Source organism: Christensenellaceae bacterium (genome assembly GCA_031260975.1).
Taxonomy (GTDB): domain Bacteria; phylum Bacillota; class Clostridia; order Christensenellales; family UBA1242; genus JAISKJ01.
This window is the reverse complement of sequence record JAISKJ010000003.1, coordinates 125,679-144,318: the sequence shown is the minus strand read 5'-3', so window position 1 is coordinate 144,318 and position 18,640 is coordinate 125,679. Positions and strand designations below refer to the sequence as shown.

Annotated in this window: 13 protein-coding genes and 1 pseudogene; 5 read left to right on the top strand and 9 right to left on the bottom strand. The window is 40.5% G+C overall.

Annotated elements, in window-relative coordinates; genetic code table 11:
- Nucleotides 1–127 precede the first annotated feature (127 nt).
- Together LBN07_01410 and LBN07_01405 are read right to left on the bottom strand one after the other, a co-directional pair.
- Nucleotides 128–307, bottom strand: a pseudogene (locus LBN07_01410) (DUF1858 domain-containing protein).
- Between the two features lie 239 nt (nucleotides 308–546).
- On the bottom strand, nucleotides 547–1,920 hold the full coding sequence (locus LBN07_01405; protein ID MDR0850123.1) for an SPFH domain-containing protein: 1,374 nt from the start codon (nucleotides 1,918–1,920) through the stop codon (nucleotides 547–549).
- A gap of 282 nt (nucleotides 1,921–2,202) precedes the next feature.
- Between LBN07_01405 and LBN07_01400 the strand changes: the two genes are divergently transcribed.
- Entirely contained in the window at nucleotides 2,203–2,952 is a 750-nt protein-coding gene (locus LBN07_01400) for a hypothetical protein (GenBank protein ID MDR0850122.1), read from the top strand.
- 135 nt (nucleotides 2,953–3,087) lie between these two features.
- On the opposite strand, the gene LBN07_01395 is transcribed toward LBN07_01400, so the two are convergent.
- The 5 genes from LBN07_01395 to LBN07_01375 form a co-directional block, all read right to left on the bottom strand.
- Complete coding sequence (locus tag LBN07_01395) at nucleotides 3,088–4,494, bottom strand: aminopeptidase (GenBank protein ID MDR0850121.1); 1,407 nt, start codon at nucleotides 4,492–4,494, stop codon at nucleotides 3,088–3,090.
- Nucleotides 4,495–4,628: 134 nt separating this feature from the next.
- Complete coding sequence (locus LBN07_01390) at nucleotides 4,629–7,100, bottom strand: hypothetical protein (GenBank protein MDR0850120.1); 2,472 nt, start codon at nucleotides 7,098–7,100, stop codon at nucleotides 4,629–4,631.
- 275 nt (nucleotides 7,101–7,375) lie between these two features.
- Nucleotides 7,376–10,801: a UvrD-helicase domain-containing protein gene (locus LBN07_01385; protein MDR0850119.1), complete on the bottom strand. Its 3,426-nt coding sequence runs from the start codon at nucleotides 10,799–10,801 to the stop codon at nucleotides 7,376–7,378.
- On the bottom strand, nucleotides 10,794–14,021 hold the full coding sequence (locus LBN07_01380; protein ID MDR0850118.1) for a PD-(D/E)XK nuclease family protein: 3,228 nt from the start codon (nucleotides 14,019–14,021) through the stop codon (nucleotides 10,794–10,796). The genes LBN07_01385 and LBN07_01380 overlap by 8 nt, the downstream gene beginning before the upstream one ends.
- A gap of 53 nt (nucleotides 14,022–14,074) precedes the next feature.
- Nucleotides 14,075–14,350, bottom strand: a complete 276-nt coding sequence (locus tag LBN07_01375) for a hypothetical protein (protein MDR0850117.1) — start codon at nucleotides 14,348–14,350, stop codon at nucleotides 14,075–14,077.
- Between the two features lie 90 nt (nucleotides 14,351–14,440).
- On the opposite strand from LBN07_01375, the gene LBN07_01370 reads away from it, so the two are divergent.
- The 3 genes from LBN07_01370 to LBN07_01360 all read left to right on the top strand — a co-directional run bounded on the left by LBN07_01370 (nucleotide 14,441) and on the right by LBN07_01360 (nucleotide 17,022).
- Entirely contained in the window at nucleotides 14,441–15,409 is a 969-nt protein-coding gene (locus LBN07_01370; protein MDR0850116.1) for a hypothetical protein, read from the top strand.
- A 95-nt stretch (nucleotides 15,410–15,504) separates the two neighbouring features.
- Nucleotides 15,505–16,233, top strand: a complete 729-nt coding sequence (locus tag LBN07_01365) for a zinc metallopeptidase (protein ID MDR0850115.1) — start codon at nucleotides 15,505–15,507, stop codon at nucleotides 16,231–16,233.
- A gap of 75 nt (nucleotides 16,234–16,308) precedes the next feature.
- Complete coding sequence (locus tag LBN07_01360; GenBank protein MDR0850114.1) at nucleotides 16,309–17,022, top strand: zinc metallopeptidase; 714 nt, start codon at nucleotides 16,309–16,311, stop codon at nucleotides 17,020–17,022.
- A gap of 107 nt (nucleotides 17,023–17,129) precedes the next feature.
- On the opposite strand, the gene rplI is transcribed toward LBN07_01360, so the two are convergent.
- Nucleotides 17,130–17,573 carry a 50S ribosomal protein L9 gene (rplI, locus tag LBN07_01355; protein ID MDR0850113.1) on the bottom strand — a complete coding sequence of 148 codons (444 nt, stop codon included), beginning with the start codon at nucleotides 17,571–17,573 and terminating at the stop codon, nucleotides 17,130–17,132.
- Between the two features lie 235 nt (nucleotides 17,574–17,808).
- On the opposite strand from rplI, the gene LBN07_01350 reads away from it, so the two are divergent.
- Nucleotides 17,809–18,114, top strand: coding sequence for a DUF1540 domain-containing protein (locus LBN07_01350; GenBank protein ID MDR0850112.1), 306 nt, complete (start codon nucleotides 17,809–17,811; stop codon nucleotides 18,112–18,114).
- Between the two features lie 91 nt (nucleotides 18,115–18,205).
- Here the strand turns inward: LBN07_01350 and rplL are convergent, their stop codons facing one another.
- Nucleotides 18,206–18,583, bottom strand: a complete 378-nt coding sequence (rplL, locus tag LBN07_01345) for a 50S ribosomal protein L7/L12 (protein MDR0850111.1) — start codon at nucleotides 18,581–18,583, stop codon at nucleotides 18,206–18,208.
- Between the last annotated feature and the right edge of the window lie 57 nt (nucleotides 18,584–18,640).

Sequence of the window (18,640 nt, the reverse complement as noted above, 5' to 3'; positions counted from 1 at the left end):
CTTTATCTAAAACAAGGCAAAGGCCTTATTTTTTACCCGTTCTTTTAGCAGGTGCTTTCGCGCTGGGGCTAGGTCCGCCCGCTCTCACTTTTTTAGGAGCCATTTCAGGGCTGCCCTCAACCAGATATTCATTGAGTTTAGCAAGCATAAATTTCAGGTCAATGCCATGAACCTGAGCTGCTTCTTCCAAGGTTTCCATACGGCTTATGGGGCAGCCAAAGCAATGCATACCAAAGCCCTGCAGCATAAGCTGACCGTTGCTGTAGCCCATCAAAACCTCTTCTATCCTAGTATCCTTATTTATCATTTTCCACTCTCCCTTACTTTAGGCACGACTTCATTATTACGTGGATATACTATATACCTATTTTACTTTATTGTCAATAATTTTAGAGATATCAAGAAAATAAATCAAATTTTTCTGTCTTATTTCTCTCTATAAATCTTTGAAAATGGTAATAAAATTATGAATGCACAAAATTTTTACACTTTTGCAGCTCCCCGAACGCTGTAAAATTTTTTAAGAGAATAATTTTATTACCATTTTCAAAGTCGGCTCTTGCAAACCATACATGTCTTGTCTTCAAACCTGTTTTTGGCTCCGCACGATGAGCACACCACAAATCCTTGCATGTTATATCCGCAGTCAGGGCAAAACTTTTTGCCAACAGGCACACCTGACGAACACTGCGGGCATCTGATTTCAGGTCCCTTGGGCGCAGGTGGAGGAGGAGGTGGAGCATACTGAGGAACAATGGTGGGCGGCGGGGGCGAATATGTCTGGTCTGACACAAATACCTGCTGGGGCGGAGCTTCATATTGAGGCTGAACATATACCGGAGGCGGAGTATATGAAGGCCTTATAAAAGGCGTTCCGTCTGCGTTAAACAGCGTGCTGCTCTCAGAAGGTCTTACCATATCAAGCGGATTTGTGCCATAATCAATATTAGGTGCAGGTTCTGCTCTCATATCATTTCTAAAAATTTGAGGTTCTGCCTGCGGCTTTATTTCGCCGCTATTCATCTTTGTGGCAATCTCTTCATAATAATCGCTTGCCGCCTTTGCCTGTCTTGGCGGCTCAGAATTCCCTCCCCCGACAAACACCTTTTGCTTCGGGGGTTCGGGGGCAATCTCTCCTGCCTGCTTGGTCTGCAAAACCTCTTTTTTAAACTCTTCCAGATTTCCTTCGCCGCTTGCTTCCTCAGCGGGTTCCTCTTTTATGCCAAGCTTTTTTCGAAGGCGTTTGGGGAGCTTTACATTGTTAACAGTGACATTCTTTACGCTAAATCCATTTTCCTCGGCGTTGTCTTTAAGACCCTCTTCAATGGTACCCAAAAGTCTGCTGTCACGATTTATATAAGCCTCAAGCTCCTGCTCAAACTTGACCAGCGTCTTATATATTTCTTCACTCACAACATTTCCGCTCTCAACCTCGGCCATGCCGTGCCGCAGAGTTGCTCGGTCTCTGAGAAGTGCTTTCATAAATTGTATAGCGTTGGTGACCTGCATATCAAATGTGCCGTCAAATTTTACGTCATATCGCTTTTCGCCATACTCGGCGGGCACCGGCTCACTGACATTATACGGCAGTTTTTCAAACCAGCCAAGATTAATAAAATATACATCTGCCACTACTTTTTTAGGGGCAATATATCCTCTGAAGGTAAGTCTGGGTTTTACGTATTTATTAAGCTTTGGCATCTGCCCCGACGAGCATTTATATTTGCCCTCGGTCAAAACGTCGCATATGGTGTCATAGTGCATAACAACAGCAACAAATCCGGGCTTAACTTCGACCTCAGTGTTAAGTTTAAGTCTGCCGTTTTTGACCGGATACATATAAACAAGCTGACCTTCCTGCTTTACGCCGATTCCTATGGTTTTTCCGAAAAACTTTTTTATCCCCGTAAAAAGCCCCAACCTACACCTCTTCCTTTTACTGTTATAATATCACAAATGCAAAAAAAATACTACTAAAAAGGGGAACACAATTCCCATTCAATATCCAAATACAATCTTGTGACATAGGTTACCGCGAGCGATTCTGCAGACCCCTTGGAGTTTAAGCCATAGTGAGGGTCACAAGGTACTCTCCCAAAATCTGCTAAAAATATTTAAATTCAACCAAAGGCAATATGATATATTTTGAAAAACCGGACATAAACATAGATTAAGCAAACAATAAAAATCAGGAGGATTAATATGAACGCAAGTGAACTTTTAAGCAAAACCGTTATAGATATAAATTCAGCACAGCTGCTTGGCACCGCCAAAGCATTGTGCTTTGACGAAACACTCAAGCGCCTTGAAACAATAATAACCTTCAGCGATGACACTGAAACCGATATATCAGTAAACCCAAAACACATATATAGTGTTGGTAGCAGCGCAATTATGGTGAAGGACTCAAGTCCTCTCATGTTTGAAAATTTTATGCTGGGCAAAAACAACCCGCTTGGGTCAGTGGCCTACAACCTTGAAGGTGAGCTGCTTGGCAAAATCAATGAGGTGGAATTAACCCCAAAATACTCAACCAAAAAAGTGTTTGTATGCGGAGCTCCTTATGACATATCCCAAATACTGTCAATTAACAATAATACTGTGCTTATCAATACCAGCGGGAAAAAACTTGTGCGAAAATCTAATCTCTTAAAACGCGCTTCAAAAGCCGAAAATATTAAGGCCAGCATTATGCCGATAGAAGCACCCCCAAAAATTGAAGTACCCAAAAATTATAACAAGCCCTATATAGTGGATGCTTCCCCAACTCCCGAGCGCGTAATTGTAGGCCAAAGCTTTTTGGTGGGACGAAAAGCCACCAAAACCATATATGGCATAAATAATGAAATATTAGTCAAAAAAGAAGGCAATATAACTCAGAAAATAATTGAAACCGCAATCCTTCACAGCAAACTCAACGAACTCGCCGTTTTCAGCGCAAACAAAAATTGACACTAACATACCGCATATAAAAATCACCTTAAACAGGTGATTTTTTTAGCTATCCACAACTAAAAACTATATATTGCCTCCGCCAACCTTGAATGTTTCGCTCGTCTTAAAGCAGTCCGCGGCGGGCCTCGCCACTTAAAAATCTTTCAAGAACACTTCGCAGCCCTGATAGAAACTGTATATATCCAGCTTACTGGCTATTTCAAAAGGAGAATGCATCGAAAGTATGGCCACACCCGCATCCAGAACCTCAATGCCGGCAGCTGCAATTTCAGTTGCAAAGGTACCTCCGCCGCCGGCTCCCGCTTTTCCTATTTCACCAGTCTGCCATACAATATTATGCTTGTCAAAAAGCCTTGTAAACCTGCTCAAAAATTCTGCTGAAGCATCCGATGCTCCTGCCTTCCATGCATAACCGGTATATTTACAAATAGCAAGCCCCTTGCCAAGATATGTGCTGTTTCGACTTTCAAAAACATCAGCATAGAGCGGGTCAAAGGCAGCGTTTACGTCACTGCTGAGGCAGGCAGAATTTTCAAGTGTCAATCTCAAATCCTTGCCCATTGCCAACTGTTCAATAATTCCTCGCAAAAACAGCGGTGTGGGTGCGGTTATTCCGCAAAAACCGATTTCTTCTTTGTCGGCAAGCACTACGACAGACGTTTTTTGGTTGCCTTTAAGATTCAAGATTGCCTGAAGCGTAGGATAAACACATATTCTGTCGTCCTGTCCGTATGCCCCCACCATACTCCGGTCAAAGCCTATATCCTTGGCTTCAACGGCCGGAACAATCTCAAGCTCTGCTGTGACAAGGTCCTGCTCTACAACACCGTATTTTTTGTTAAGGATTTCAAGGATATTCTTTTTTACACTGCCCGGCTTGTCTTTGTCAGAGCCTTTAAGAGGAATTGAACCTATCAAAATATTAAGTCCTTCAGGCTCAATACCTTCCTTCATCTTCTTTTCGTCCTGTTTTCGTGACAAGTGCGGCAGAAGGTCTGTTATGCAAAATACAGGGTCGTACTTATCCTCACCTATTTTCACATCCACACTGCTTCCGTCTTTTTTGATAATAACCCCATGAAGTGCCAACGGAATTGTCGTCCATTGATAATTTTTTATGGCCCCATAATAGTGTGTCTTAAGATATCCCATACCGCCATCTTCATATAGCGGTTTGGTCTTAAGGTCAAGACGCGGCGAATCCAAATGTGCCACTGTCATATTTACACCCTTTTCAATATCCTCACTGCCCATACTAATGAGCACTATAGTTTTTTTACGGTTGACAAAATATACCCGCTCTCCGGCCGTTAGCTTGCCTTTTCTATCCCACTCCCTAAACCCTGCCTTATCGGCAAGAGCCCTGATTGTCTTAACGCCTTCACGCTCTGTTTTGGCATTATTTAAAAAATCCTTATAACCTTCACAAAATTTCATGGCGCGGTCAATATACTGTTGATCCACAACCTCTGTCACAAACTTTTCGTTATATTCCAAATCCTTTTCTTTTGCTTCACTCTTTGTTACGCTATTTGCCATATTATTCTCCTTAATTTTATGTGAAAACACTAATATATTGTTATATTACCACACCGAAAAATTATTTACAACTATTTTAAACTTTTGCACAAAAAACAGCATGACTTTAAAAAAGAGGCCGTTGCCTCTTTTTATCATTTCTTCTTATTGCTGTTTATCAGTTTATCCATCTCGCCTGCAATATCGTCTACGCTATGCCCTTCATCTATCTGTGACACTCTGCGTCTGGTCGTAGATGGCCTGGTATTTCTTGCTCCTGTTCCCGAACTTGTAGTTTTTCTCGGCAACGGTCTTGACGCTACAGGTCTAGACGAAGCAGAAGCGGGTCTTGTGGCAGGTCTGGCTGATGCGGCAGGCTTTGAGGCAGTTCTTGCCGCAGGTCTCGTCGCAGAAGTTCTTGAAGCAGTAGGTCTTGAAACAGGCTTAGCAACAACACCTGCTCCGGCTGCCTTAGTTGCAGTCTTTGCAGCAGATTTTGCGGGCTCTGCCGATTGCTGTTTTTTGAGGTTTTCTTTCATCGAATCCAACATAAACTGCACATCGTCAATAGGCTCATCCTTAGATTGTTTGGGTGCTTTGTCGCTTATGCGCGAAATTGTAGCATTAATTTCACTATCCAGCGCAGCTTTTTGCTCTCTCAGTCTTTTGTTTTCTTCCTGAAGCTTCTGGCTTACGCTGAGCAGCGTATCATCATCCTGCTTAAATTTCTCGTTTGAAATTGCTTCCTTTTCAGAGGTCTTACCTTCGGCAGTGTCACTCTCAACCTTCATTTGGTCATAAATCTGATCATACAGAGACGAAAAGTCCTCACTACCCTCACTTATTTGCTTGGTGCGGCCGGCATCAATGTCATCATCGGTCGTCTTTTTAGGCTCACTTTCGTTTACAATCTTGATGGTCGGCTTAAAGTCTTCTTCAGGCTCAAACTTAAACTCGGGCGTCTTAAAATCGTCATCGGACAATTTTTCGCTTGAATCAGTGTCGGTCTTAATACTTGGTCTAAAATCATCAGCAGATTTGTCATGGTCAAACTTCTGCAAAGTTTCACGCTCAGGCTCACTAAAGACAGTCGGCTTCGGTGCCTGCGCCACCTCAGGTCTGAACTCCTCTGCTTTCGGCTGCTCGGGCTTAGGCTTAACCACCGGTGGGTCAAAGTTTGTTTCTGCCGAAAGGTCAAAGCCCTTTGATATAAACTCAGGAATTCTCTTTCCTTCCATAGCCTCTTTTTCGCGCTCTTCTTCCTCAAGTTCATCAGCAACGGTTTCCATTTCAACAATGCCGCCGCCGCTCTTGGCGCGTTTAACTATTCCCCTCAGCTTTTTGTTGTCGTCAATAAGCTTATTATAATCGCTTCCCATCTTTTCGACAGCAATCTCCTGAAGCTTAGCAAACATAAGTCTTGCGTAGTTTTTAAATTCAAGCTTCATCGCATCTTCAATCTGAACACGGTGTGTCTCTATCTCATCCTGACGTTTTGTTATTTCGGTCTTAAGAGCTTCCTGCTCTTCCTTAAACTTAAGCGCTGCGGCATCAGCATCTTTTTCTATTTGCTGCTGCTTTTTGATTTCGTCAGCCTGCTGCTTTTTTATGTAGTTACTTTCAATACGATTAGTGGATGATTCCTGCTGTTTTTTAAGACTTTCAAGGTTTTCACGGCTTATTTGCAGCTTTCTCTGATAATCCTTCGAGGTTATTTCATAGTTCTTTTCATAGTTAGCACGCTCTGTTTCAATCTGGTCACACTCAAGCTTCAGACGTCGTTTTGTTCCGAGATATACCTCACACTCCCTCATGGCGCGTTCCAAAACCAGCGCCCCATTCAGGCCCAGCTCGTCAAAGTTATAACCCTCAACCTCAATAGCGTTTTTACGTGCTTTTTCAAGCTCTTCCTGCTCAATAACAGCACGCTTTTCAAGGTATTGCTGAAGCACAGGAATGCTGTCTCTGATTTCCTTTCGCGTAAACAAAATTTCGTAGTCAACATAAGGCGGAAGCGTTGTTACCGCTCTTGTGATATTATTTTCAAATATATGGAAGTATTCATAAAGGTCTGACTGCACAGCGCCCTTAAGGCTTCGCACTACAATAACACCGATTACCGCAACCAAAACAATAATCGCCGGAATTGCCAGAACTCTAAACAAAACCTGAGCCAGGCTCAAACCGGGTTCAGCTACGAGTGCAGCACTTAATGCCGCCGACACAAACGCCAAAAACACGGCTATGGCCGTAAAGTTTTTAATTACTCTGTCAATAGTGCCGGTTCGAAGCGGCTTTTCAACACAGCTGTCAAGGTTAATATATTTTGCTATGCCGTCCTCTCTGTTCAGCACAAACATTTGCCAGCGGTTTCGCAATACCCCCGGAGCCGCTTTCATGCGATTGTTAAACTCTATCAGGTTGTCATCACCGACATAGGGCTTGCTGCGAAGATAAGCATTAAAGCCGTCTATGGCTTTTAGCAACTTAGTTTCATATGACATACGTGTGATTAAAATCGTAATCAACAAAGCTACCAGAATAGCTCCTATAAATATAGCCGCAAGATAAGCAAATCCAAGTGCATTTGCTATACCGCTAAGCGCAGATGTTATTGCATCAAACATGATTTTTCTCCTCTTTTGGTTCTATAATTCATCGGTTAGTATAACACAACCCTTTTACTATTATCAATAATTTATTAGTATAGTTATGTTAAAATTCAACTTCGTTCAACAGTATCAATATAAGCATTGCTACTTATCTCACTTCGTTGAATTATAACACAAAAAACTGAAATTTACTAACATTTTAACTCATTTTTTGCCAAAATTTAATACTTACAATCAAGATTTTAATTGTTTTTTAATATCTAATATTTTCTATTTACGTCTTTTTATGGCTACACTAACACTTCTATTAGCTTCTTCAGCGTAAACGAATAAATATATACCTTATCAATTTTTTGTTTTAGGGCACCTTCTGCGGCCTTTTTATAAAGCTTCATCTGTGTTTTATATCTTTCACAAAGCTCTTTCTCGCTGCCTGCTTTTGTGGTCTTATAGTCTATAATAATATTCTTCTCACCCGAAAGTATTAGGTCAATAACACCCTGCAGCAAAACCTTATCGGTTATAGTCATATTTTCAACCAACTGATTATAGGACACATATGCCATAAACTGCTGTTCTTTGAAGATATTAAACCTTCCAAGACCGACAATTGCTTTTGCTCCCAGCAAAATACTGTTTTTGTCAATAAGCTTGACATACTTTTCTTCAAGCTGCCCCATCCCCACCAAATCAGCTATAAGCTTGTCAATGCTTTGAGGAGACGCTGTTTCAAACTCCAGCTTTTGCATAATCAGATGATAGGCGCTTCCCAGTTTTGCGTGGTCAATGTCAACTGTTTTGTGTTCGCTGAGTGTTAAAGTCTTTGGTGTAGAGTTTATGCTTTCAAACCCCTCACCCATAGCATTAATAAGCCCCGTCACCGAATTTTTCTGCGCTATCTTTACAGCGTTTTCATGCTTATATATTGCGCTGAAATATTCATCTATCTGCCGCTTCAGGTTTTTATCTATATCGGTCTCATCAAATAAAATCCTTTTTATAGAGGGCACAACTTTTGCTTCTTCGTCATTAATAATTATGCTAAATGAGTTTTCACCTTCGCCCTGAGTGATTACTCCGCCATTTTTAATATATTCCAAGGTATTTTCGTCAAATGCGGAAGATATAAAATCAAAGTGGCTTTTGGCGGATTTTATTTCATACGCTGTCTGCATGGGCCTAATTTCCTTAACATTACAAGCCGACATAAATAAATAGTTTTTGGCGCGCGTCATGGCCACATACAAAAGCCTCATTTCTTCCTGAGTCTCGCGGATTTTGTTTTTTGTGTCTATACCTTTGCGGGCAAGAGTATTATCTTTCAGATGTTCTTCAGCATGAGACCATCCGATGCCCGCCCCCATTTCCGGGTCATATGTCATGGCATCTGATTTACTTACAAATTCACTGCTAAGCCCAACCAAAAACACTACATTAAACTCCAGCCCCTTGCTTGAATGCATGGTATCAATCCTTACACAGTCCATGGCTGCATCGCCGCCACCCGGCATAGTGAGGCTTTCAGCATAATTCAAATATTCCGGAATATTAAGCCTAAGCCCCGAAAAACCTGTAATGTAGTCTGAAATCATCTGACTTCTTCTTACGCCATCCGGCAAAAGCAGATAAAAATCAGTAATATGATAGTGAGAATTTATAAAATTAAGCACCTCAAAAATACTACAGAAATTTAGCATATCCCGGCATTGTTCAAGCACCTCATACAGCTCGTTTATCTTGACGGATATTGCGTCACCTTTTTTAGAATACTCTTTGCAGGCCTCAAAAAACGGAGCATCTTTATTTTTATATGCCCTTTTGATATCATATAAATCACTAAACGACAGGTCTACTATACCCGAGCTTAATACCGTTGTCAGGCTTATGTCATCTTTAGGGTTATTTATTAGCTTCAAAAAACTCAACATCAGCAAAATTTCATGACTGCTAAACAAATCGCTTTCGTCGCTGTAAAACAAGGGTATCTTATACTCTTTCAGGGCAAGCGCAAATTCCTTCAGATATTTCCGCTGCCTGCAAAGTATTGCAATATCTCCGTAGCCTATAGTTTTGGTGCTCACAAGCTCTTTTATGTGACCTGCCACAATCTTCGCTTCCGCCTGTGCCGCTGTCTGTGTTTTTGCTCCAAAGTCCGAAGTGATATCATAAACTTTGGGCTGCGTCTGTTCCTGCAGTTTTTGTTTGTAGCTTTTTATATCAATAACCACCGCAGGACCAATTGTCTTTTGATGTTCGCCTCTTGGAATAAGCCTATTTTGATTATAATCAATTCCGCATGTGTCAGGTGTCATCACCTTTTCAAATACTCGGTTTACAAAATTAAGGATTGTTGGGTTACTTCTGAAGTTTTCACTAAGAGGTCTCAGCTGCCCGACAAGACCGCTTTGATAGCTGTTGAATTTATCAATAAATATCTGCGGGTCCGAATTTCTGAAGCCATAAATGCTTTGCTTTATGTCGCCCACCATAATGAGGTTATCGCCGCACGAAACTTTCAGAAGTATATCCTCCTGCACGCCGTTAATATCCTGATATTCGTCAACATAAACAAATTTATACTTGTTTTGAATACCCGCTCTCAAAACAGGATCCATCAAAATCTGCCTTGTATATTCTTCAAGGTCACAAAAGTCCAGACAGTTATTAAGCCTCTTGATGCGGCAATACTCTTTTTCAAACTTATCGGTCAGTGCCAAAAAATTGGTCAGAGTTTCTTTTGACCTTTGCAGCTTGTCTTTTAATTCTTTTATATCGCTATAATCGTCAACAATTTTTCTAAGGCCCGCTGTGAGCTTTTCTTTAATTTCTCCATATTCTTCTTTAGCGTCATATTCAGGATTATCTTCTTTGAGGGCGGGCTTTCGCGGCATAGGTGTCTCACAAAACACAGCAAGCTGCCCTAAAGCCTCTTCAAAATTATTTGTGAGAACAGGCAAACTATTCAAAACCGTCTGAACAAGTCCGCCTGTTTTAATGAAGCCGTTTGCTTTGCATTTGTCAAACAGACTCTCAAATTTTTGTTTATAATGGCTTACTTTGCCCGTAATATCTTTTAAAATAATCTGCGCTGCAGGATTTTTATTTAGATTGGTGTCATAACACAAATAGGCAGTTTCTTTTAAAAACTTCTGTTTATTCGTAATTGAACACAAAAATTCATGTGTGTTCAATATACTTTTTCTAAGTCCGTCCTGCCTGCGTGACGCATCAAAGGCCTCAATCAGCGCTTCAAAATCGGTGCGGTACTCCTGCGCCTCACTAAGCAAAACCTCATCAAGTGCTTTGGCTTTATACAAACTGCTCTGTGTCTCATCACAAACACTAAATGAAGGGTCAATATCCAATGCAAAAAAATACTGTTTTATAAGCTTTTTGCAAAAAGCGTGCAATGTACAAACATCGGCAATGGCCAGCCGCTCAATCTGCGAGATGATATTCGGATTACTTTCAGCCTGCTCATTCAGCTTACTGCCAAGTCTATTCAACATTTCAAGAGCGGCAGCTTCGGTGAAAGTAACAACCAGAAGTTCACTTATATCCACACCCTCACAAAGCTGACGGCAAACCCGCTCTATCACAACGCTGGTTTTTCCGCTGCCGGCAGAGGCCGGAACAAGCACATTTTTGTCGCTTGACTTCAGAACTTCTTTTTGAAGAGATGTGTATTCAATTTTCTTTTTAACAAGCTCAGTCATTACACTCACCTCCTTTTATGGAAGCGCATACAAAGTCCTCATCAATTTTTTGTTTAGGCTCTCTTTTAATATTTCCAAAACTCTGGTCAAAGCGGCAAATTCCAACATATGCACAATATTCACAAGGGCTTTTAGACAAAACCAGCGGGCTGGGCACCAAATTTCCGCTTAAAATATTTTCAGCGGCCTTTTTGGTCATCTCCAATACTAAATCCGCAAAAGCCACAAGCTGATCGTGTGTTAAAAGTTTTGAATGAGCAGAATGAAACGTAGCTTCGCCGTTTTTGTCGCTATTGCGTCTGACTTCTATAATCTCACTGCTCGCCCCTTCTTTAAGCCCCTTGTCACTCGACATTATAATATTGTGGTCAAAAAGAGTATAGCCCTTCAACCGATATATCCACTGCTGCGACTTACCTTTTTCAGCAGGCTTATTTTTTATGGGCAAATAATATCCGCCCGCGGGTTTATATTTTTTGTTAAGCACTGCCTGATATAAATACAGCTGTATTTTCTTTCCAAAATATAGCTCACTCAGGCTTGTCTCGGCAGAGCCCGTTTTATAATCTATCACCCTGAAAAAATCGCCCAAAGCATCAATTCGGTCAATCTGTCCTGAAATCACCAACGTCTTGTTACCAACTGTTATTTTTATTCCCTCGAGAGTGCCGCCCACGCCAAACCTGACCTCAGTATGAAGTGTTTTAAAATCACTGTTCTTTGCTTGGAAATTAAGCGCTGTGCCTAAACGAACCGCTTCTTTTCTAAGCCCCTGCACAGGCACCTTGCTACCCGGAAACTGAAGCAAAAGGTTATATTCTCCAAGCACCTGACCAATAACCTTTTCACTTACTTCCTTAACCATTTTATCATCTGCCGGCAACGTAATTTCTTTGTGAAGTTTTTCGGCAAACTTATGCATAATATTACCGATTGTCATAGCGTCAAATTGCTCAGAAAGCTTTTCCCTAATTCTAAGACCATACTTTATAAAATATAAAAAAGGACAGGTATAAAAGGTCTCAACTCCTGACGCGCTGATATTGTCTGTGTCAGTCAAAACTGAGACTGAAAGCTTATGAAAGTTCTTGTAATCAAGCAGCTGTTGATAATTTTTAAAATATGTATTTCTGTCTTTCAAACAACTTAAAAGAGTTGCATATTCCCTCTGGTTTATTACGTTTCCGCCGTCATAAATTTTACGTAATACTCCGCTTAATTTAGTAACCGCAAGTGTCACATTTGAGGCCTCTTCAACAAAGTTAAACCCGCCTGCTGCGGCTATTTGCAAGGGCTGATATTCACCTTTAACTTCACACAAAAACATATCCCGAATTTGCCCTACAAAAGGCGAAAAAACTTCCTTGGTGTTAGCTCCTTTTGTGTGAAATGAGACAAACAGGCGCTTTTGCGGGCTTAAACAAAGGTTATATAGCTTAAATCTCTCTCTTAAGTTGATAGTCTTTATGCTGGGCTCGATATTATATTTATCCTTCAAAATATCAATTTCTCTATCCAGAATTATACCGCAGTCCTGAAGCGTTTTGGGCATGTCACCGGCGTTTGCTGAAAGTATAAACAAGGTGTGAGTATTTTCAAAAAAGCTATTGCTGCTATCCCCCACAAACACACTGTCTAGGCTTATGGGCACGCTTGAAACATTGCAGGCGCTGCATCCGCTGTTTAATATATCTGCAAACTCATCAAGGGTGATTTTACTGTCACCCAAAACCTTTGTCATACTGTCTAAAATTTCACCAAGCTTGCCAAGCAGCTGCCCGTTTTGCTGCTGCTGTTTAAGCAGTCCCTGCTCGTTATATTTATCTGACAACTCATCCAGCTGCTGCTGAACCTTAAAGCTGCCCATAACCTGTTTAAGAGCCTCCGAAAACTCAGCAGTACTTCCGCTTTTTATGCTGAGGGGCTTTAATCCCTTTAAAATATTTTTTCTGACCTGATTATATACTGCGTATTCCTTTTCAGGAGTCATAATTTCTTTTTTAAACATCTGCCGCTCAAAATTATATTTGGTCAAAATTTCCTCAAAATCACAGGCGTCAGAAAAACTTATTCCGCTAAGATTGTTTTTGACCAAAGACATAAGCTCCGAGCGCCCGAATCCAAACCGCACCGTGTCAAGGCACTTGTTTACAAATTGCATTAAAACAGTATCACTTAAAGGTGTTGAGGTGTCCAAAAAACAGCTTATCCCAAACTCATCAAAAACTTTACTCACCATCAGCCGGTTTACTTCGAGATTACTTATGGCGACGGCAAAATCTTTATATCTCAGATTGTCTTTTACAACACCTTTTCTTATTATTTGAGCAGCCTTGGTGATTTCACTCAAAATATCTCTATATTCGCTCAAAAAAATCTGACTGTCTGTTATCTTTTGCACTGCCGGCTTAAACTTAAACAGATTGTCACCAAGATGCTTAAACTGACCGCTCAACACATTTGAAGCTGAAATAATATTTGCTTCAACCCCTATATTTTTTGCCATATTGATTATGTTTTGATAGGTGTCAGCAGGATAGATATTCTTATTATTTTCGTCCATATACAAAACGATACTGACACTCTTACACTGCCTGATGAGCTTTTCAATAATCCTATACGTCTGACGGGTAAAGCTGTCAAAGGCACATATATAAATATGCCTGTTTTTAAAATAATCATTGTCAAAGCCCACTTCAATCAGTCTGTTAAACTCGTCACCGCTGTCATACAAATTATTGCTTAAGAGATATTTATTATAGCTTTCATAAATCAATGCTAAATCACTCATCTTTTTAGATAAGTAATCCTGCCCGCCAGCAGCTTTTAATATTGTTTCAGGCAAAATATCACAACTTTTAAGCTGTTCTATTGTGGCATAAACTTCACCTGCAAAGCCCGAATTAAATAAGGACTTTGTAAAACACTTAAACCTGATTCGGTTTTCGTCAAGCAGTTTTTTTATTATCATAGTGCCTGAGATTTTATTAACCGAGCCGCTTGCCCCCAAAATCTTTTTTGTAAGGCGTGAAAAACTGAGCACCTCCACATTAAACAAACTTGTTGCCTCAAGTGCCTCAAAAACCGCCTTTTCATGAAAGAGCGCGAATCTGTCGGGCACAATAAGGGAGTGGGTACCGTCGTTCAAATTATTCTTTAGCTGCTGCATTAGTTTAACTCTGCCGCTTTGTGGGTTTTGAGAGAGAAAAATATTTAGCATACAAATATTGTAGCAGTTTTTAGGCTTAAAACAAAACAAAAAGTTGCAAAATGCTATTTAATACTATTAAGCTTTTTGTTGAGTGTTCCGTTAATGCTTTTAAGTTTTTCTATTTCTTCATTCTTCTGTTTTATGACTTTTATGGCCTCATGATAATTTTGCGTAGCAAATTCACACTCCTGCCTGAGCGTATCGCCCACCTCGCTTACGGCAGAATTTCTGATAAGCCTCACAAGTCCGCAAAAAAGCAGCGCTATCTCCTCTTCTGTGGCGATATTTTCTTTTTTCTCCGGTTTATATTCGTTTATATTCACAACTTTCTTTTCCATACCCTGAGTATTTACAGCCCGGCGCCTTTTATACAATAATCCAAAAATCAGCGGCAGCATAATTTATGGCGGGTTTTCATAAATTATAGCATGGAATATTTTTTGCATATAAAATCTCAACTGCCCGCAGTTGTGACAATAGAAAACCGACACTGTTATCTCGGCAAAATAGAGGACAGCTTCAGTGTTAAAACTGACGCTCCCGCATTTATAACCTATCAGCCAACCGAAACTCAATTTATGGGTGCAAAAACACTGCCCTACATAGTCAACTTTGACCCAAAAATAGTTACCAAAAATACTCAGGTGCAGGTGGTAACATACCCTAAAAATCACATAGAAATTCTTCTGAAACCCAACAACATAAATTTGTCTCCGCTGCCCTCCCAAAAAATAACAGTAGCAGGGCATACTTACACGATTAAAACCAGCGGGGGCGACAACAGCATAATTGAAATAAGTGACCGAGATGTGGTTTATAGCCACAGGTTTAGTACACCTCTTACTTCTTTTCGGGCACGTGCGGTGGGTCAATATATTGTATTTGAGGGTTTCGGCGCACGTACAAATCTGATTATACTCAAATCCTTCGAAGGGCTGACCCAGCAGTTTTCGGGCACGGTTGACGAGCTTGAAATAAAAGACTTCACGGTTACCGCCATAAAATATAACAACGATATAGCTAAACAAGGTATAAAACATACCATTAACCTTCAAAAAAATAACTTTGATATCACACAAAAAACAATATACCTAAACGGCCAGCCTCAAATGACAAATCATTCGCAAATTATCCCGTTTGCTTTCATCGAAGCAGTGCAGAGCAAAAACCACAACCTTTCAAGGCAATACCTGAGCCGCACTCTCAGTGACCGCCTCACTAATAAGCATCTTGAAGAATTTTTTAAAAATCTGGTTACCATCCGCCAGAACAGATACCTTACCGAACACAAAAACTCCTATGCCCTAATATTTAAAAACAACAAGAGTTATACGGCAAGGATATATAAATTTGACATAACCGGCGGCAAAATAGATAATATAACCGAACTAGAGTGATTTAGCACCAATGTGAATTTTTGAGGCAGAAAATAAAAATTTCGTATTATTCAAATTTGCTTTGTAAACTTTGTCAAAACATATATAATAAAACTATGTATATTTACATATCCATAGCGGTAATAGTATTTCTGGCAATACTTCTGACAATTGTGACCTCTGCTAATCAGACGGTCTTAAACAGATTTAAGAAGTATAATGTAATTATGGCCTCAGCCGGAATCACTGCCCAGCAACTGCTTTGGTTTTACAAACAAAAATATAACATGACTAAACTTAAATTTAGTTTAACCCTTGGCGAACTCAGCGACTATTACTCTCCGCGAAAACGTCTTATTGCTCTTTCTAAAAGCACCTATAACAATACTTCAGTTGCAGCCCTTGCCGTGGTATCACATGAATTCGGACATGCCATGCAACACAAAAACCACAGCTTCCTCTATTTAATGCACAGATTTGTGGGCTTCTGGTCAAAAGTGTTTGGCGTGCTGGTAATTCCCGCCACAATCGCGGGGCTCATCATGCTACTACCCTTTTTATACATCGAATATATCGGCGTATGGGTATTGGTCGGAGCCGGAAGCGCGGTGCTGCTTGGGCTATTAGGGAGACTTCTTACCATATCCATTGAGTATGACGCCTCAAACAGGGCAAAAAAGATTTTAAGTGAAAACAAAATTCTCACCGACTACGAACTGAAATATGTTGATAAAGTTTTGGGTGCGGCGGGGTTTACATACGTAGCAAGCTTTATAAGCACTATACTTGGCATAACATTTATAAAAAGGCTCGTCATCCGGCGCAGCAAAACAAAACAGTCTTAATAAAAAATTTTTTACATAAACTAAAAAATGCAAAAAGTTTTCATAGCGTCAGAGGAAAACTTTTTAGGAGAAAATATGTTTTTAGAATATTACATAATGGGAATAATCTTACTGCCTGCAATAATATTTGCCATCTGGGCACAAAGCAAGGTGCATTCCACCTATTCAAGATATTCGCAAGTAACTTCACGCAGAGGTACTACCGCGGCTGAGCTTTTGGAGCATCTTAAGCGTGTATGTTATCTTGAAAATATAACTATTAAAAAAGTTAAGGGTCATTTGACCGACCATTATAACTCACACACCAAAGAGCTGGCACTTTCAGACGGTGTATACAACTCTTCATCAGTAGCAGCTCTCGGAATTGCCTGTCATGAGTTTGGGCATGCTCTTCAAGATAAAGACGGTTACATTCCTCTAAAGCTTCGCCAGATAATAATACCTGTGAGCAACTTTGCTTCAACGCTGCTTATGCCGCTTGTCATAATCGGCCTTATCTTTGGCTTTGCGGTTGAAGGCGGAGGACTTTTAGGTGAAATATTTTTATGGAGCGGTGTGGTTCTCTTCGGCTCGGCAACTCTGGCCAACCTTGTCACCCTTCCGGTTGAATATAATGCCTCAAACAGAGCAATTAAAGTACTTCGCGACAGCGTTACTCTTGAAGAGGATGAACTCGTAATGGCCAAAAAAGTACTTAACGCTGCCGCCCTTACATATGTTGCAGCACTGCTTATATCTCTGCTGAACCTTGTCAGATTTCTTTTGATAGTTCTCGCGCATAGACGTTAGCAAAAAAATAACAAAAAACACCGCAATTTTGCCGGTGTTTTTATTTTACTATAAACCCAAAGTCCCAAATTCATCTTTATCACCCTTTTGGTTGAGCATTTTTCCCTTTACTCCGCTTCAACAATCAGATTAAATTTGACACTGATACCAGCATGGATTTTGGCTTCTATTACAAAACTTCCCAAAGCTTTTATGGGGCCGTTAAAAACAAGATCTTTTTTGTCAATAAAAATATTTTTAGCGGCAAGCGCCTCGCTGATTGCTCCCGCTGTAACCGAACCAAAAACACGGCCGCCATCGCCGGCTTTGATTTTAACAATAATGGTGATTCCTTTAAGCTTATTAGCTTCAGCCTGCGCAGCTTCGCGCTCCAGCTGTTTTTTGTGCTGGTCAGATGCCTGACGGCTCATATTTTCAAGCACATTGCTCTGATTAGCATCCTTAGCCAACCCCTTTTTAAACAAAAAGTTTTTGGCGTAGCCGTCGCTGACTTCCAGCACTTCTCCCTTTTTGCCTGTACCCTTTACGTCACTTATCAAAATTATTTTCATAATTTACCTCTCATAATCCAATTCTCTTTATATTATAGCATAATATTCTGCAGGCACTCTAGCCCAACCTTCTCCTGCAAAAGCTTATATATATGCCTCTGCTTAATTTTAACGCCTTTTTAGCATTTAGTCAAGACAAGTGCGCATAAACTTGAGTTTTTAGGCAATATTTATAAATGATATCAATTAAAACAGGCGTAAGCTTTAGTTAATTGATGGCCATTATGGAGGCAATATGGATATCAGATGCAGAAAAACCGGATGTAAGTATAACGATAAGCTTACCTGCATGGCACACGGCATAACAATAAGCGACGCCCTCACTTGCACACAGTTTGAAAAGGGTGATGGCGGCAAGGATATTTCCAGACAAATTTTTGACGAAACGCCGGATGTGGCCGAATATCGCCACAACAAAAAACTGACGCTGAGATGCAAGGCACATTGCCTTTTTAACAATCAATGCAAATGCATAGCCAATGGCATAACCGTAAACCCCATCAACGAAGTACCAAAGTGTATTACCTTTTTAAAGCCTTAAAATAATACCTGTCAATACAACAGCGTAGCACCTCACTGCGAAAAAAAATACCCCTCTTAGGGGTATTTTTTGTTTTAGAAAACTTCTATTATTAAGAAAGTTCAATAGTGGCGCCTGCTTCTTTGAATTTTACTTCAAATTCTTTAGCCTCTTCTGTCTTAACGCCTTCCTTAATTTTTGAAGGAGCACCGTCAACCAAAGCTTTTGCCTCTCCAAGTCCAAGTCCTGTGATTTCTTTAACAAGCTTAATAACCGCAATCTTGTTTGCGCCTGCGTCCTTAAGAGTAATGTTAAACGAACTCTTTTCAGCTGCAGCCGGAGCACCGTCAACTGCTCCGCCTGCCGGAGCTGCTGCTACTGCCGCTGCGGCACTAACACCAAATTCTTCCTCCAATTTTTTAACCAAGTCTGCAACTTCCACTATGGTAAGTTTTTTAATTTCTTCAACAATTTTGTTCAATTCTGCCATTTTTAATTTTCTCCTTTTTGCGGGGCCTTTCCCCACTTTACTTTTTATTTTGCGGAA

Coding starts and splice junctions, on each gene's coding strand:
- LBN07_01390 (MDR0850120.1), bottom strand. CDS start 7,100: ATGTTTGATGCAATAACATCTGCGCTTAGCGGTATAGCAAATGCACTT.
- LBN07_01385 (MDR0850119.1), bottom strand. CDS start 10,801: ATGACTGAGCTTGTTAAAAAGAAAATTGAATACACATCTCTTCAAAAA.
- LBN07_01360 (MDR0850114.1), top strand. CDS start 16,309: ATGTTTTTAGAATATTACATAATGGGAATAATCTTACTGCCTGCAATA.
- LBN07_01400 (MDR0850122.1), top strand. CDS start 2,203: ATGAACGCAAGTGAACTTTTAAGCAAAACCGTTATAGATATAAATTCA.
- LBN07_01365 (MDR0850115.1), top strand. CDS start 15,505: ATGTATATTTACATATCCATAGCGGTAATAGTATTTCTGGCAATACTT.
- rplI (MDR0850113.1), bottom strand. CDS start 17,573: ATGAAAATAATTTTGATAAGTGACGTAAAGGGTACAGGCAAAAAGGGA.
- LBN07_01380 (MDR0850118.1), bottom strand. CDS start 14,021: ATGCTAAATATTTTTCTCTCTCAAAACCCACAAAGCGGCAGAGTTAAA.
- LBN07_01375 (MDR0850117.1), bottom strand. CDS start 14,350: ATGGAAAAGAAAGTTGTGAATATAAACGAATATAAACCGGAGAAAAAA.
- rplL (MDR0850111.1), bottom strand. CDS start 18,583: ATGGCAGAATTGAACAAAATTGTTGAAGAAATTAAAAAACTTACCATA.
- LBN07_01395 (MDR0850121.1), bottom strand. CDS start 4,494: ATGGCAAATAGCGTAACAAAGAGTGAAGCAAAAGAAAAGGATTTGGAA.
- LBN07_01370 (MDR0850116.1), top strand. CDS start 14,441: ATGGAATATTTTTTGCATATAAAATCTCAACTGCCCGCAGTTGTGACA.
- LBN07_01350 (MDR0850112.1), top strand. CDS start 17,809: ATGGATATCAGATGCAGAAAAACCGGATGTAAGTATAACGATAAGCTT.